Raw genomic sequence first — 15,648 nt, forward strand, 5'->3', positions numbered from 1 at the left:
TTATGATGAATACAGCTTTTCAAATAGATTATCTTAATCCGGACGATGCAGAAAGCTTATCTCTTTTAATGCGATCGAACCGGGAGATATTTGAACGTTTCTTCCCAAACACCCTGCAACAAAACCTTTCAGTGCTCGATTCTCGAAATTACATTGAAAAAAAAGACCAAGAAATTGCTAAGAAAGAGGAATTCACCTTTGCCATAAGAGAGAATAATGACCAAAGCATACTCGGCTTGGTCATACTAAAAAACATTGATCACAACATCGGAGAGGGAGAACTTGCTTATTGTTTGGACAGTGATTACCATGGTAAGGGCATCACCAGTTCTTGCATAAAACAAGCAATAGATTTTGCTTTTGATAAAATAGATTTAAAAACCCTTAAAATTATAGCGCATAAAACTAATCGAGGAAGTATAGGGGTTGCTCTAAAATGCGGTTTTCAATGGAAAAGAACGATCCAAAAAGCATATCGACCGCCCAACGAAGATTTTCTCGATATGGAACTTTACGAATTATATTATGAAGGATAAATTTTACGAATACATTCAAAAACTACAGGATACCATCACCCATAAATTGGAAGAGTTGGATGGTTCAGCTAAATTTCAACAGGATTTTTGGGAGCGCGAAGAAGGTGGTGGAGGCAGAACACGGGTAATCGAAAACGGAGCAGTTTTCGAAAAAGGCGGCGTAAATATTTCAAAAGTACATGGCCCGTTGCCCAAGAGTATGCAAAACTACTTTGGAGTGGAAGATGTGGACTTTTTCGCCTGCGGACTGAGTTTGGTGATTCATCCAAAAAATCCAATGGTGCCCACGGTGCATGCTAACTGGCGCTATTTTGAAATGTACGACAAGGAAGGTAACATTGTGGATCAATGGTTCGGAGGCGGACAAGATCTTACTCCCTACTACCTGTTCGATGAAGATGCCATTCATTTTCATTCAGTCTGTAAAAAAGCCTGCGATGCCCATAATCCGGATTTCTATCCCGACTATAAAAAGAAGTGCGACAACTACTTCTGGAATGCCCATCGGAACGAAGCCCGTGGGGTTGGTGGATTGTTCTTCGATTATTGCAAAGCATCCGAAGAAACCAGTATGGAAGATTGGTACAATTTTGTAACAGAGGTCGGGGACAGCTTTTTGGGGGCCTATGTTCCTATTGTCGAAAAAAGAAAGGAATTGCCGTACTCCCAAGCACAACGCGATTGGCAGGAGATTCGGAGAGGACGCTATGTGGAGTTCAATTTGGTGCACGATAAGGGCACGCTCTTTGGGTTGCGCACCAATGGCAGAATAGAAAGTATTTTGATGAGTCTGCCACCTCATGTACAATGGAGGTACGATCACCATCCAGAAAAGAACAGTGCCGAAGCAAAATTGATAGAAGTACTCCAATACCCAAAAGAATGGGTGTAATATGTAGTCGTAAAAACAAGCCATGAGACAGAAAATTTATCAAATTGATGCATTTGCCAACCAGACTTTTGCCGGCAACCCTGCCGCCGTTTGCATATTGGATGCCTGGTTGAGTCCAGAACTGATGCAAAACATAGCTCGGGAAAATAATTTGGCCGAGACCGCATTTGCCGTTAAAAAAGATGACACCTACGAAATTCGCTGGTTTACTCCAGAGCTGGAAGTGGACCTATGTGGCCATGCCACCTTGGCTACCGCCTTCGTATTGTTTCATTTTTATAATTTAGATATGGATACCGTTCGGTTTTTCTCGCATCGTAGCGGAGAACTTACTGTTGCCAAAGCTGATAATGGCTGGTTAACAATGGATTTTCCGGCAGATATTCTTGTTGCAATCAAAAATATTGACGAGATCGATCAAGCTTTGGGTAAGCCCCCCATCAAAACCTTTAAGGGTAAAACCGATTACATGCTTGTCTACAGTTCTCAAAAAGAGATTGAAAAAATTGAGCCCAACTTTTTCCTTTTAGATCAAGTGGATGCTAGAGGAGTTATTGTTACCGCACCGGGCACCGAAGTGGATTTTGTATCGCGGTTTTTTGCCCCTTCCTGCGGTATACCCGAAGATCCGGTTACCGGTTCGGCACATACTTCCTTAACGCCCTATTGGTCCAAAGAATTGGATCGGACCAAAATGACGGCAAAGCAGCTATCCAAAAGAGGTGGAGACCTGGTTTGCGAATATTTAGGGGATAGGGTTAAAATTTCTGGCAAAGCAGTACCTTATCTGGAAGGAGAAATAGATATTTAGGACTAAGTCATAAGCTATAAGTTTAAGCTATGGTAAACTATAAGAATTATAAAGTCTGGGAAAGGTCACATCGACTTGTTTTAAGCGTATATGGACTTACCAAGAACTTCCCAAAATCGGAAGAATACAACTTAATTTCCCAAATGAATAGAGCCTCCGTATCCATCCCTACCAATATAGCAGAGTGTTGTGGTAGGGAAACTCAAAAAGAATTTATTAGATATTTATACATCGATTCAGGTTCTGCTCACGAATTGGATTATCTTTTGCTGCTGGCTTCTGACTTAGGATATATAGAATCAGAAACATCTAAAACCATTATTTCAGAAATAGATGAAATCAAGAAAATGCTTGCATCCTTAATCAAGACGATAAAAAAATCAATAAGAACTTAAATAATATAGCTTAAAGCTTACAACTTAAAACGAACACCATGTACCCACTAATACGAAACCGAAGACTGCGCGCATCCGAATCCATTAGAAGATTGGTCCGAGAGACCCAAGTTACACCATATGATTTTTTGGTACCTCTCTTTGTAACCGAAGGAAAAGGAATCAAAGAAGAAATTCCATCTATGCCCAACTATTTTAGATTGAGTCTGGACAATCTTGAAAAAGAAGTGAAAGAATTGTGGAAGATGGGATTGTGTTCCGTGCTACTTTTTGTAAAAGTTGATGATAAACTAAAAGACAACAAAGGTACCGAGGCCATTAATCCGAACGGGTTGATGCAACGTGCCATAAAAACCGTAAAAAATGCCTGTCCACAAATGTTGGTGATGACGGATGTGGCTTTAGATCCCTTTTCAGCATACGGGCACGACGGTATTGTAGCAGAAGGACAGATCTTGAACGACGAAACTGCAGAAGTGTTGGCCGAAATGAGCGTGTCCCATGCCCAAGCAGGCGCAGATTTTGTAGCACCAAGCGACATGATGGACGGACGAATCCTTACCATTCGTGAAGCCTTGGAAGATCAAGGCTACTTGAATACCGGCATAATGGCCTACTCCGCAAAATACGCTAGTGCATTTTATGGTCCTTTCCGCGATGCATTGGATTCCGCACCTGTGGATATTGCGGACGTGCCCAAGGATAAAAAAACCTATCAAATGGATTATGCCAATCGGTATGAAGCCATTAGGGAAACCCAAATGGACATTGACGAAGGAGCCGATATTGTAATGGTAAAACCCGGTCTGTGCTATTTGGACATAGTCCGTGAAATTAAAAATGAAGTCGATACCCCCGTTGCCGTGTACCAGGTATCCGGAGAGTATGCCATGGTAAAAGCAGCTGCAGAAAAAGGGTGGTTGGACCACGATGCCGTGATGTTGGAGCAATTGACCGCCATAAAAAGAGCCGGTGCAGACATTATTGCGAGCTATTTTGCCAAGGATTTTGTACGATCTTTGGGATAAACCTTTACCAAATGAAGAAAATATCCATTTCACTCTTGCTCATCACTTTAGTGATGCCCCTAACCTTTGCCCAACGCGAACTTATACACGCATATCCATCCAAATTAGGGTTCAACGAAGATTTCATCAATCAAAAAGTGGATTCTATTATGGAGATGGGCATCGACAGTTTGGCATTCCCCGGGGCTCAAGTTTTGGTGGCCAAAAACGATACGGTAATTTTTCACAAAGTCTATGGTTTTCACACTTATGATAAGCTGCGACCTGTTGCCCTGAACGACATTTATGATTTGGCATCGGTAACCAAAATTACTGGGCCACTGCCAGCCCTTATGAAATTAGTGGACGAAGGCAAATTGGACCTGGACAAACCTTTCAGTACCTACTGGAAACCTTGGCAGAATATAAAAGACAAAAAAGATCTTACGCTCCGCGAAATTTTAGCGCATCAGGCAGGGCTAGAGCCATATATTGTGTTTTTGCAACAAGTGCTCCGAAAAAATGGCAAGATCAAAAAACGGTTTGTCCGCAATTCATCCAATAAAAGATTTAAGGGACAAGTGTATGATGGTCTGTACATCAATGACCGTTTTGGAAGAAAAATGAACCGACTCATTGGCCGCTCCAAAGTTTCAGATGAAAAGAAGTATAGATATTCCGGTCTCACGTTTCTTATTTTCCCTAGTTTGATTGAGCAGCTCTCGGGAATCGACTATGAGACTTATCTGGATGTAAATTTCTACCGCCCATTAGGGTGCCATACCTTAGGATATCTGCCAAAAAACAACCATTACATAAATGCAATAGTGCCAACGGAAATAGATACTCTTTTTAGAAAATCCTTGGTAAAAGGTTGGGTACACGATGAAAATGCCTTGCTTATGGGCGGTGTATCCGGCAATGCAGGATTGTTCGGTACGGCGGACGACCTTGCCAAGATCATGCTTTTTTATCAAAATTATGGTATGATGGACGGTAAGCAACTTATTTCGGCCGAGACCGTAAAAGAATTTACCCAAGTGCAGTACCCGGAAAACGAGAACCGTCGTGGTTTGGGTTTTGACAAGCCATTGTTGGATAATGCCGAGCTTGCCCTGGAGGATGCTTACCCCTCTCCTAGGGTAGGGCCTAAAAGTTTTGGGCACTCCGGATTTACCGGCACCTTTGTATGGGCGGACCCAGAAAACCAACTTACATTTATTTTTCTGTCGAATCGGGTATACCCTTCCAGAAGCCATCGTCAACTGTACAATCTGAACATCCGGACAGCATTGCAGGATGTTTTTTATAAAGCTCAGGGTATAAGCCATTAAATTGATTCCGATTGCCTATCTTGGTACTAAAGATTTAGCCATTCTATGGGACTACTCATTTTTTACGCCCTCATTTCAATTTTCTTTTCATTCTTGTGCTCTATTTTGGAGGCAGTGCTACTGAGCATAACCCCTACGTTTATCAATGTAAAAAAACAAGAGGGAAAAGAATATGCAGCCACTTTGGAAAGCCTTAAAAAGGACGTTGACAAGCCGCTGATCGCCATTCTTACCCTTAATACCATCGCACATACCGTGGGCGCTATTTTGGTGGGCGTGCAGGCCAAAGTTGCCTACGCAGAAATGTACGGAAGTGCCGAACGTAGCATTCTTGGTTTTACACTTACCGAAGATCTTATGGTCGGGATCGTTTCTACTATTATGACGATTTTAATTCTGGTAGCTTCGGAAATAATTCCCAAGACCATTGGGGCCACTTTTTGGAAGCAATTGGCCAATTTTACGAGCAAGGCATTGAACATTATGGTGTTTATCCTAAAATGGACAGGTTTGTTATGGCTATTACAACTTTTCACCAAACTTGTAGGAGCCAAGGGAGAGCACGGAAGCATACTGAGTAGGGAAGATTTTAGTGCAATGACGGAAATTGCCGAAGAAGAAGGTGTGTTCAAGGAATCAGAGTCCAAAATGATCAAAAATTTGCTCTATTTTGATGAAATCCTGGCCCGTGATGTAATGACGCCAAGAACGGTAATGAAAGTAGCGTCCGAAGATACCCCGATCAAAGAGTTTTTTGAAAAGAACCGTCCCCTGCGATTTTCCAGGATTCCGTTGTATAAGGACCGTATGGACAACATTACCGGTTTCTTTTTAAAGGACGAACTATTGGAAGCCATCATCAACAAAAAAGGAAATCAGACCTTGGCCACCATCCGTAGGGATTTGCTTGTTACCAACCGGGGAAAGTCCATAAATGATCTTTTTAAAACATTTGTACAGAAACGCGAGCACATTTCTTTGGTTGTGGATGAGTATGGTTCGGTAAGTGGCTTGGTAACCATGGAAGATGTAATAGAAACTCTTCTTGGGTTCGAGATTATGGATGAAAGCGACAATGTTGAGGACCTACAAAAGCTGGCCAGAAAGAATTGGCATGCCCGTGCCAAACGGTTGGGTATTATTGAAGGTGAAGATGAGGTTGAATAATGGAAGTTGCTTATATACAAACACCTATAGGTGTAGCCGAGTTAAAAGGAGACAAGAACGGACTTGCATCGGTTACGGTTTTAAACAACAAAAAACCAATTGGTACAATACCAACGGAACTTAAGGAAGCAGCAGAGCAATTTCAACAGTATTTTAATGGAAACCGAACGGTATTTAACCTTAAGCTAAACCCATCGGGCACCGATTTTCAAAAAAAAGTATGGAATGCTCTTTTAGAAATTCCTTTTGGAAAAACCATTTCTTATTTAGAACTTTCCAAACAACTCGGTGATGTAAAGGCCATTCGTGCAGTAGCCTCGGCCAATGGCAAAAATCCACTTTGGATTGTGGTTCCTTGTCATCGAGTAATAGGAACCAATGGAGACCTCACAGGATATGCAGGTGGACTGCATAGAAAAAAATGGTTATTGGAACACGAGAGTCCTGCAAAGCAGACGACTCTTTTTTAATTAGTTGCCATGCTTTATAAACTTAACCTGGAACATATCCTTTTTTTGGATATTGAGACTGTGCCCCAACATCAACATTTCACCGATTTGGATGAAACTGGTCAACACTTGTGGGAACAAAAAACACAATATCAACGTAAGGATGAATTCACCGCTGAGGAATTTTACGGCCGGGCCGGAATTTGGGCCGAATTTGGGAAGATCATATGTATATCTGTTGGTTATTTTACCCATAAAGGAGACATAAGGAGTTTTAGGGTGACTTCCTTTTACGGTAGTGAAAACAAAATTTTAATAGAATTCAAACAACTGCTCCAAGACCATTTTAATCATGCCAAACATCTCTTGTGTGCCCACAACGGAAAGGAGTTCGATTTCCCCTATATCGCCCGCAGAATGGTAATAAACGGAATCAATCTACCCTATAAACTGGATCTTTTCGGGAAAAAGCCATGGGAAGTACCCCATTTGGATACCATGGAACTATGGAAGTTCGGTGATTACAAGCATTATACCTCCCTCAAATTATTGTCGCATATTCTTGGGATACCTTCACCAAAAGAAGATATGGATGGCAGTATGGTAAAGGATGTATTTTACAAGGAGAATGATATTGACAGAATCATTGCCTATTGTGAATTGGATGTTGTGACCACTGCACAGGTGTTTTTACGCATGCGCAACGAGGAACTTTTAACGGATGATGAAATTAAGAAGGTATAGGCATGTTCCCTTTACCATGCTAATTATATGTCTTTCCAAATGCAGTAAGGTATCTTTTTTTATCTACTAAAAAGTCTGTCATCGTCATTTCGAACTGTCAGCCTGAGCGCTGGTTATTGAGCTAAGTCGAAATGGGTCGAAGGAAGCAGGGAGAAATCTTTTTATTTTGAGATTTCTCAATCGATGCTTTGCATCTCATGTTGAAATGACCTCCGATATTACTTTTGCATACATGGTGTCCCATTAATGGGCTTTTGGTGTGTACACTTCAAAAGGTATCGCTGTCCAGAGTATAAACAGCATGACATATAATCGATAATTTCTTTGGATAGCCTTAGACCTTCTTACTACAAAAAGTCTAGTAAAATCTCTATTTGGGTTCAACAAACTTCATTTCCACGATTACCTGTGGCAAACTTTCGTTCAATAGCCTACAAAAATAGAGTGACCGTTCTGTAAATCCCGATATCGATGGATGGTGGCCTTTTCAGAGCGGCAAAAGGTTATTGGCACTCCGGCCTTACCTCTAATTCTTATAAAACTTGGTACTTTTTATCCCAGAATAATCCTGAATGACCAAAACATATAGGCCGGAAGAAATTGAAGATACATTTATTGAGCCTTGGGTCTTTCCTTTTTTTATAACATTTCCGGAAGTCGTCACAATAGAGAATTCTGCATCTTTGGACAACTCACCGTTTACATTGAGGTAGTCCACGGTAGGATTAGGATAAACGGAAATGCTCAACTGCTGTGGTACGTACATAGGTGTATTCTGAATCAATACTGTTTCTATACCATTAAACTCAAATTCAATCGTTTCCGAAAATTCGGATACTGCATTCTCGGTACAAATGGAACGTACCCGTGCTTCGTATACCTTTCCCGTTTCCAGTAAATCAAGATTAAAGCTGTTTTCCCAAATCAGTTCATTGCTCCAGTTATCGGAATCAATACTTTTATATTGAAATTCGAACAATGTTTCATCGGCATTGCTCCAAGAAAGTGTAGTGCCTGCTTCCGTAGAGTTTTTAATTTCAAAACCCGTAGGAACCTCAATAGAGCAATTGGATATTTGAGCCCCGGACACGATCAAGGAAAAATCCTGGATTCCGTTTTTTAATCGCCCTTTATGGCTTACAGTGATGGTATACGTACCCTTGGCATTTTCGATTTCAATTCGTTCGAACGGGTCTACCTTGTTATCTCCCAAGGTTGCCGGGTCGTTGGCTCTGGCTGGATTAAGTTTCCAAGGAAAATAGTTCTTTCCATCTTTTGTGATACGAATATCCAAATCGTTGACCAAAGCGGCTGTTGTGCTGTTCAAGTCTCCACGGTTAATGTTTTCCGATTCTGGGTCGGTCCAGGATATGGAAGCGATCAAAGGATGGTTTTCAAGTGCAGTTACCGTTAAGGAATAGGTATCACCATTGATCAAACTTTCTTCATTGACCAAGGAGGTGTAGTCTTTGTTCTGAAGCACCTCTGCCGCCGATTTGGCATTCATCACCCCCCAACCCATTTTGTAATCGGGTCCTTTGGCATCCACATCATCTGCTGTATGAAGAGCCAATCCTTTTAAGGTTGCCGCTTTCATATACTTGCCAAAAAGCTCTTCGTGGTATTGTTGCAGCAAAAGTAAAGAACCTGTTACTCCGGGTGCTGCCATGGAAGTTCCGGCAGACACTTGATAACTACTGTTGGTCGATGAGCTGGTAGATAGAATATTTCCTCCATCTCCTGCAAGGTCCGGCTTAACACGGCCATCGTCAACAGGGCCAAAACTGCTATATCCGGCCACCGATACGTTCTTTAAATTTCCTTTGTTGTCTATTTCTGTATTTGCACCGGCAATGGTCAATCCGTTTTTTGATGTTGTAAATCCCAATAAAAGATCAAAACCATCGCTGGTCTTACCAAAGTTTGGGCTAGCATTATCGTTGGATTGTCTGGCATTCCCTGCTGCGGTCACCATCAAATAATAAGGAGCATTGTACATGATCCTGTCCCAATCTTGGGTAGCTTTTATGTAAGCCCCAAAGTACCAATCTGGTACTCTGTCGGACAAAATTCCATAGGAATGGTTGCTCAACAACAGGCCATTTGCGGCAGCCTGTGCCACTTCGATCTTATCTCGGCTCCAATCGTGGCTCAAGGCCTTGGCGTTATAGGCCACACCTTTGGCATTGGGCTCTACTCCTGCAGATATAAGGTTGCCCGTTACCAAGGTGGCATGCAGACTTACTTCGGTGGAATTATCATTTTTGTATGCCCTTGTATCAAACTCTTGATGCGAGCTTAGAGCAATGCCGGAATCCCATACGCCCACTTCCATATTGCTTCCTGTAAGCCCAAGGTTCAACAGGCCATTATCGTACAAGGTATGGGCTCTCGATGTTTGGGATGCTGGGTCGTTCAATGTTGTATAAAACAAAGGAGTGCCGTCGGAGCCGATATCCTCAAGTGCTATTTGAGTGCCATCACCTTTATTTTTTGACGCAAAAAGACCTTTGGTCTTTATTAATTCTTCTATTTTTTGACGCTTATTTTGGTGCTCCGATTCAAAATCGGAAATCAAGGAAGATATTTTTCCTTGATCGTAGGAAAAACGAATCTTGTCCTTCTCGTTTTTAGATTGTGCAATTAGGGAACTCACGCTGAGTAGTGAGATACATAAAGAGAAGATAGCTCTCTTGGTCCCTAAAGGAAATCTGTAGTCCATAATTAAGTTTAGGTAAGATTTGGACTACGAATATATTAGGAAAGATGATATACTTCGATAAAATTCCTACTTTATTCGACGAAATACACGGCTTTTTACGCCTTTTGTTGTGAAAATTAACTTTTACGTTGTGTAATTTATTTCTTACTTTTTAATTTTCTTCTAAAATAACATAAACAGGAAAGTGATCGCTATACCCTCCCAAATAACTACCTCCTGCATATGTCCTGAACGGGTTCCCCTTATACTTCCCATGCCATTCCTTTAAAAAGCGCGGCGCGAAAATTTTGGCTTCAACAAAACTATGTGTGCCAGCTTGGAAATTCAAAAAACTATGGGAAATCAATATTTGATCAAAAAGATTCCAATTTCCCCTATAGTTAGCACTGCCTGTTTTGGGGGACAGTAATTTATTCATAGGGTTTATAAATCGACCCGTTTCCATCAAGGTTTGTATACTTTCCGAACGTGGATCATCGTTAAAATCCCCCATTATGATAATGTTATCGGAATCCCCTTGCATTATTTCCAATTTATCCAGAATTGTTTTTGCGGCTTTGACTCTTTTGAAGTTGGTTTCATCTGCGCCCTCCCTTCGGGACGGCCAATGATTTACGAAAACATGGATTTCCTCCTGGTGAAGTACCCCTTTAACATATAAAATATCTCGCGTAAAATCCCTTTCCCCGTTAGTGTTATCTACGATCAAAGGAATGGTTTGAGCATCCAATACCTTAAAATGTTGTTTGTGGTAAACCAAAGCCGTATCGATTCCCCGTTCGTCCGGAGAATCAAAATGGATAACATCATAGGCAGTATTCTTTAATTTATGGGCATGTAATATTTTTTCGACCACAAACTTGTTTTCTACTTCGGCCATACCGATTAAAACCGGGGGGTGGACACTCTCCTTTCTTCCAATTTTTGAAATGGCTTTCGCAATCCGTTTTACCTTTTTGCCAAATTTATGCTCATCCCACTTTCGAAAACCTTTTGGTGTAAAATCATCATCCAACAAATAGGGATCGTCCTTGGTGTCAAAAAAATTCTCAAGGTTATAAAAAGCGATGGTGTACCTATTCTTCTTTTTTAGCAATTTTTATTGATTGTTACTGTTCAAAAGCGAATGTACAAAAACAGCTTCCAAAACATTATGTAGATTTGCAATCTAAACCCATTTAATGCTAGAAAAGAAGACTATAGAATATGAAAAGGCGGTGCTGGTCGGTGTAATGAACCAGCACCAGAACGAGGAAAAGGTAAAAGAGTATTTGGACGAACTCGAATTTTTGACCTACACTGCAGGAGGTGAGGTCGCAAAACGATTCGTACAAAAAGTCGATGTGCCCAATCCCAAAACATATATTGGAAGTGGAAAAATGGAAGAGGTTCAAAGTTTTGTTAAGGAGAACGAAATCGGCTCTGTTATTTTTGATGATGAACTCTCGCCCGCACAACAGAACAATATTGAAAAGCTGTTGCGCTGCAAAGTGCTGGACAGAACCAGCCTTATTTTGGACATATTTGCCCAAAGGGCAAAAACAAGCTACGCCAGAACCCAAGTGGAATTGGCCCAATATGAATATTTGTTGCCAAGGCTTACAGGTCTTTGGACCCACTTGGAAAGGCAGCGAGGGGGTATAGGAATGCGTGGCCCCGGTGAAACGGAAATTGAAACGGATAGGCGTATTGTTCGCGACCGAATTGCTTTGCTCAAAAAGAAACTTGCCAAAATAGACCGCCAAATGGAAACCCAACGTGGTAACCGAGGTTCTTTGGTCCGTGTAGCTTTGGTCGGGTACACCAATGTAGGGAAATCCACTTTAATGAACGTGATCAGCAAGAGCGATGTGTTCGCGGAGAACAAGCTTTTTGCCACTTTGGATACTACCGTTCGAAAAGTGGTCTTGGGCAACCTTCCTTTTTTATTGAGTGATACAGTTGGGTTTATACGAAAATTACCCACCCAATTGGTGGAGAGTTTCAAGAGTACGTTGGACGAGGTTCGCGAAGCCGATCTCTTGCTTCATGTGGTAGATATATCGCATCCTAATTTTGAAGATCATATCAGCTCAGTAACCCAGATTTTGGACGAGATAGAAAGTTCCGACAAGCCTACCATTATGGTCTTTAACAAAATAGACCAATATAGCCCGGAAACAATAGAAGAAGATGACCTTGTAACCGAACGCACCACTGCACATTTCACCCTTGAGGAATGGAAAAATACTTATTTTAACAAATTGGGCGACAAGGTTCTGTTTATTTCTGCGCTTAACAAGGAGAACATGGACGAATTCAGAAAACGAGTGTACCATGCCGTAAGGGATATTCATGTGACCCGCTTTCCGTACAACAACTTTTTGTACCCGGAGCATTTGGATGAGTTTTAAGGCGAACGGACGTTCGGCCCGTTTTTTCGATAAACTACATGGGTGAGGCAGGTTCACCACAATTTCAGTGCCCTACACAACAAAAATTTAGAAACTGACCACCGGCGGTATACTTTCACCATGTTTTTAAGTCATTTTAGTGTCATGCACAGATCTTATGGATCTTAACCTACTTAGACCTTGGTCTTAAGAACATGGAAAAATATTTTTTCACCCCACAAAAAAGCCCTCTTTATCGAGGGCTTTTTTTGTGCCAAGTGATTAAAATATTATCTCCCAGACCATTGCTAAAGTCTTTTATTGGTCTGGGCATAAGAGTAGGTCCTCATAAATTTTTGAACAAAAAAATAAAGGAAATAATCCATATATTTGGAATAAATCCAAATATTGTAAATGGGAAATTTTCTGAAAGGGAGAGGAGCACAACAAAATACCGATAACAGGTTTTTACAACATGTGTACGAAACTCGGGAAGATTTTTTGGAATTCTGTAGGTTGGAAGGGGAGGTGGCCGACCATAATAAAACAACTTATGTGCCCATTTTTCCAAAGACCATCGTCAATAAAGTGAGCAGCCCGGATGTTGGTATGCAATATTCCATGAATCCTTATCAAGGATGTGAGCATGGTTGTGTGTATTGTTATGCCCGAAATACACATGAATTTTGGGGCTATAGTGCTGGATTGGATTTTGAACGTAACATACTCATAAAAAAAGCAGCTCCGGAACTGTTGGAAGAAAAGATCAAGCGTAAAAAATGGAAGGCAAGCACTATTGTTATGTCAGGGAACACCGATTGCTACCAACCAGCAGAACAAGAATATGAGTTAACTCGGAAATGCCTTGAGGTGTTCTTAAAATATCGCCATCCGGTCGGGATCATTACAAAGAATGCATTGGTTTTGAGGGATTTGGACATTTTAAAGGAGTTGAACAGCTATAATTTGATCGGCGTAAATATCTCCGTAACCTCATTGTCGGAAAAAATAAGACGAACACTGGAACCCAGAACGGCATCTATCCAAAAAAGACTCAAAACGATCGAAGCTTTATCGAAAAACAATATCCCGGTTAATGCGATGTTGGCACCAATTATTCCCGGAATAAATTCACATGAACTCTTGCCCTTGGCGAAGACTGTGGCGGAGCATGGTGCACTTTCTTTTGGTTTAACAGTGGTGCGGCTCAATGGAGCCATTGGACAAATATTTGAGGATTGGATCAGAAAGACCATGCCCGATCGAGCGGAAAAAGTGCTGCACCAGATAAAAGATTGTCATGGGGGATCGTTGAATGATAGCCGTTTTGGTTCTAGAATGAAAGGGGAAGGTAAAATTGCTCATCAAATCCACGAAATGGCACATTTGGCCAGACGGCGTTATTTTAATGGAAGAACTTTTCCAAAATTGAATATGGAACTTCATGAGCAGTATAAAGATGGGCAAATGAAATTGTTTTAGCTTCAATTGGAATATCACCGATTAGCAAGACATATTTGCCATTTTGATAAGAGGAACAACGTGAAGATTGAGAAACCCATTCTGCCTAAGATTTATCGCGCATTCTACGTTCGGCTCAAAATGAATAAGAATTTGAAAGATAGTATAGTGCATGAGCATGCAAGAATATGAAAAAAAGAAATGGCCCATTTAGGGCCATTTTCAATATAAATAAAGCTTATTTTAATTCCCAGCCTTCGCGGTACTCTCTGGTGACCCACTCGTTGGCTTTGTCATAGTTGGTGATTCTCATATTCTCCCCATCCCATTTCAATTTCCTTCTTCCTGGTGAGTTATATGGATTCCAGTCCCTGGGCGTTTTTCCTTCCTGCAGCTCTTTGTATTGATATGCTTTAACGGCCAAGTTGCCCATTAAAACTGTTTCTGTCAACTTGCCGGCCTTATCAAAGTTGGATGAGGTGGGCGTACCATTTTGGCACCCATCCACAAAATTGGCAATATGTCCATCCATTCCACCTGGAACCCTAGGGTATTTAGGAGATGGGGCTTTGTATAGATCCATCATATTCGAAGGCAATAATCGGGCATTTCGTGAATATGTATCACATACCAAAATACCTTTTTCACCATACATTACGGTACCGCCTCCGCTATCTCCGATGGTTTCACCATCTTTTAATTCGTCCGGTAGATTTGGTTTAAGTCCGCCATCGTACCAGTTTAACGCGATATCACCATGCTCTTCGTGCTCAAACTTAAGATGTATTTTGGATGATGGAGGGCAAGAATGACTGTAATCCGCTTCCACAAAATCATCCACCCAAACAGTGGTGCAACTAGCTTCTGCTTCAATCGGATAACCAAGGTCCAGAACACTGAAAGGGGTTTCCATAATATGGCAGCCCATATCGCCCAAAGCACCAGTTCCAAAATCCCAAAAACCTCTCCATTTAAATGGGAGGTAAGCATTGTTATAATCCCGCATAGCCGCTGGGCCTAACCAGAGGTCCCAATCCAATTCTTTGGGAATGCGGTCTTTTTTTGTGGGCATGGGCACCCCTTGCGGCCAAACAGGACGGTTGGTCCAACAATCAATAGTATGTACCTTTCCAATAATACCGGATTCTACCCATTCCCGGGCAATCCGGCTATCGTCGCTGGAAGCACCTTGGTTTCCCATTTGGGTAACAATGCCATTTTCCTTGGCAACTTGGGTCATTAACCTGGCTTCGTGAATATTGTGCGTTAAAGGTTTTTCTACATAGGCATGCTTTTTTTCGCGCATAAAGGGCAATGCAATGCTGGCATGTGTATGGTCGGGGGTAGCGACCATAATGGCATCAATGTCGTTAAGGTGCTTGTCAAAAACTTTGCGAAAATCTTTAAAGCGCTTTACATCCGGGAACTGTTCGTAGGTTTGCGCGGCACGGCGGTCGTCAACATCACAAAAAGCCACAAATTTTACACGGCCGGTATTGTGTAACCCGTTGATTACGCCATTACCCCTTCCTCCAACACCAAAACCGGCAACATACAGAGTGTCACTAGGGGCAACATGTGTTTTCCCCAAGACATGGCTGGGTACAATGGAAAAAGCGGCCGAAGCAGCTGCAGCATTTTTTATGAACTTTCTTCTTTGCATTTTGTTTAGTTTGATTTTATGAAATTCCAAGATACAAAAAACTCGTGGAGCACAATCTCAAATTTCTTTTGGGTCGATGCTCCCTTTTGTTAGGA

General features: G+C 41.5%; 14 protein-coding genes. 11 read left to right on the forward strand and 3 right to left on the reverse strand.

The window, feature by feature from the left end:
- The first annotated feature begins 2 nt into the window (after positions 1-2).
- From MJO53_RS07680 to MJO53_RS07720, 9 genes are read left to right on the forward strand one after another with little or no spacing between them, the layout of a single operon-like run.
- A complete protein-coding gene (locus MJO53_RS07680; RefSeq protein ID WP_252081098.1) occupies positions 3-536 on the forward strand; it encodes a GNAT family N-acetyltransferase in 534 nt (177 codons plus the stop codon).
- Entirely contained in the window at positions 526-1,428 is a 903-nt protein-coding gene (gene hemF, locus MJO53_RS07685) for an oxygen-dependent coproporphyrinogen oxidase (RefSeq protein WP_252081099.1), read from the forward strand. Before MJO53_RS07680 ends, hemF begins: the two co-directional genes overlap by 11 nt.
- A 22-nt stretch (positions 1,429-1,450) precedes the next feature.
- On the forward strand, positions 1,451-2,239 hold the full coding sequence (locus MJO53_RS07690) for a PhzF family phenazine biosynthesis protein (RefSeq protein WP_252081100.1): 789 nt from the start codon (positions 1,451-1,453) through the stop codon (positions 2,237-2,239).
- Between the two features lie 29 nt (positions 2,240-2,268).
- Positions 2,269-2,634, forward strand: coding sequence for a four helix bundle protein (locus MJO53_RS07695; protein ID WP_252081101.1), 366 nt, complete (start codon positions 2,269-2,271; stop codon positions 2,632-2,634).
- Positions 2,635-2,672: 38 nt separating this feature from the next.
- Complete coding sequence (hemB, locus tag MJO53_RS07700; RefSeq protein WP_252081102.1) at positions 2,673-3,662, forward strand: porphobilinogen synthase; 990 nt, start codon at positions 2,673-2,675, stop codon at positions 3,660-3,662.
- A gap of 11 nt (positions 3,663-3,673) precedes the next feature.
- A complete protein-coding gene (locus MJO53_RS07705) occupies positions 3,674-4,975 on the forward strand; it encodes a serine hydrolase domain-containing protein (protein ID WP_252081103.1) in 1,302 nt (433 codons plus the stop codon).
- A gap of 45 nt (positions 4,976-5,020) precedes the next feature.
- Positions 5,021-6,142, forward strand: a complete 1,122-nt coding sequence (locus tag MJO53_RS07710; RefSeq protein WP_252081104.1) for a CNNM domain-containing protein — start codon at positions 5,021-5,023, stop codon at positions 6,140-6,142.
- The gene (locus MJO53_RS07715) at positions 6,142-6,612 is read left to right on the forward strand and encodes a methylated-DNA--[protein]-cysteine S-methyltransferase (protein ID WP_252081105.1); all 471 of its coding nucleotides are present in this window, start codon (positions 6,142-6,144) and stop codon (positions 6,610-6,612) included. The genes MJO53_RS07710 and MJO53_RS07715 overlap by 1 nt, the downstream gene beginning before the upstream one ends.
- A 9-nt stretch (positions 6,613-6,621) precedes the next feature.
- Positions 6,622-7,335 carry a 3'-5' exonuclease gene (locus MJO53_RS07720; RefSeq protein WP_252081106.1) on the forward strand — a complete coding sequence of 238 codons (714 nt, stop codon included), beginning with the start codon at positions 6,622-6,624 and terminating at the stop codon, positions 7,333-7,335.
- Between the two features lie 526 nt (positions 7,336-7,861).
- Here the strand turns inward: MJO53_RS07720 and MJO53_RS07725 are convergent.
- Both MJO53_RS07725 and MJO53_RS07730 read right to left on the reverse strand, forming a co-directional pair.
- The gene (locus tag MJO53_RS07725; protein ID WP_252081107.1) at positions 7,862-10,057 is read right to left on the reverse strand and encodes a S8 family serine peptidase; all 2,196 of its coding nucleotides are present in this window, start codon (positions 10,055-10,057) and stop codon (positions 7,862-7,864) included.
- A 151-nt stretch (positions 10,058-10,208) separates the two neighbouring features.
- Positions 10,209-11,153, reverse strand: coding sequence for an endonuclease (locus MJO53_RS07730; protein ID WP_252081108.1), 945 nt, complete (start codon positions 11,151-11,153; stop codon positions 10,209-10,211).
- 85 nt (positions 11,154-11,238) lie between these two features.
- On the opposite strand from MJO53_RS07730, the gene hflX reads away from it, so the two are divergent.
- Complete coding sequence (gene hflX / locus MJO53_RS07735) at positions 11,239-12,450, forward strand: GTPase HflX (RefSeq protein ID WP_252081109.1); 1,212 nt, start codon at positions 11,239-11,241, stop codon at positions 12,448-12,450.
- Positions 12,451-12,843: 393 nt separating this feature from the next.
- Positions 12,844-13,911, forward strand: coding sequence for a PA0069 family radical SAM protein (locus MJO53_RS07740; protein WP_252081110.1), 1,068 nt, complete (start codon positions 12,844-12,846; stop codon positions 13,909-13,911).
- Between the two features lie 217 nt (positions 13,912-14,128).
- Here the strand turns inward: MJO53_RS07740 and MJO53_RS07745 are convergent, their stop codons facing one another.
- A complete protein-coding gene (locus MJO53_RS07745; RefSeq protein ID WP_252081111.1) occupies positions 14,129-15,553 on the reverse strand; it encodes a Gfo/Idh/MocA family protein in 1,425 nt (474 codons plus the stop codon).
- Positions 15,554-15,648 lie beyond the last annotated feature (95 nt).

It is taken from the genome of Flagellimonas marinaquae (genome assembly GCF_023716465.1).
Lineage (GTDB): Bacteria > Bacteroidota > Bacteroidia > Flavobacteriales > Flavobacteriaceae > Flagellimonas > Flagellimonas alginolytica.

Coding starts and splice junctions, on each gene's coding strand:
- MJO53_RS07740 (WP_252081110.1), top strand. CDS start 12,844: ATGGGAAATTTTCTGAAAGGGAGAGGAGCACAACAAAATACCGATAAC.
- MJO53_RS07725 (WP_252081107.1), bottom strand. CDS start 10,057: ATGGACTACAGATTTCCTTTAGGGACCAAGAGAGCTATCTTCTCTTTA.
- MJO53_RS07715 (WP_252081105.1), top strand. CDS start 6,142: ATGGAAGTTGCTTATATACAAACACCTATAGGTGTAGCCGAGTTAAAA.
- hflX (WP_252081109.1), top strand. CDS start 11,239: ATGCTAGAAAAGAAGACTATAGAATATGAAAAGGCGGTGCTGGTCGGT.
- hemF (WP_252081099.1), top strand. CDS start 526: ATGAAGGATAAATTTTACGAATACATTCAAAAACTACAGGATACCATC.
- hemB (WP_252081102.1), top strand. CDS start 2,673: ATGTACCCACTAATACGAAACCGAAGACTGCGCGCATCCGAATCCATT.
- MJO53_RS07710 (WP_252081104.1), top strand. CDS start 5,021: ATGGGACTACTCATTTTTTACGCCCTCATTTCAATTTTCTTTTCATTC.
- MJO53_RS07690 (WP_252081100.1), top strand. CDS start 1,451: ATGAGACAGAAAATTTATCAAATTGATGCATTTGCCAACCAGACTTTT.
- MJO53_RS07680 (WP_252081098.1), top strand. CDS start 3: ATGATGAATACAGCTTTTCAAATAGATTATCTTAATCCGGACGATGCA.
- MJO53_RS07720 (WP_252081106.1), top strand. CDS start 6,622: ATGCTTTATAAACTTAACCTGGAACATATCCTTTTTTTGGATATTGAG.
- MJO53_RS07705 (WP_252081103.1), top strand. CDS start 3,674: ATGAAGAAAATATCCATTTCACTCTTGCTCATCACTTTAGTGATGCCC.
- MJO53_RS07745 (WP_252081111.1), bottom strand. CDS start 15,553: ATGCAAAGAAGAAAGTTCATAAAAAATGCTGCAGCTGCTTCGGCCGCT.
- MJO53_RS07695 (WP_252081101.1), top strand. CDS start 2,269: ATGGTAAACTATAAGAATTATAAAGTCTGGGAAAGGTCACATCGACTT.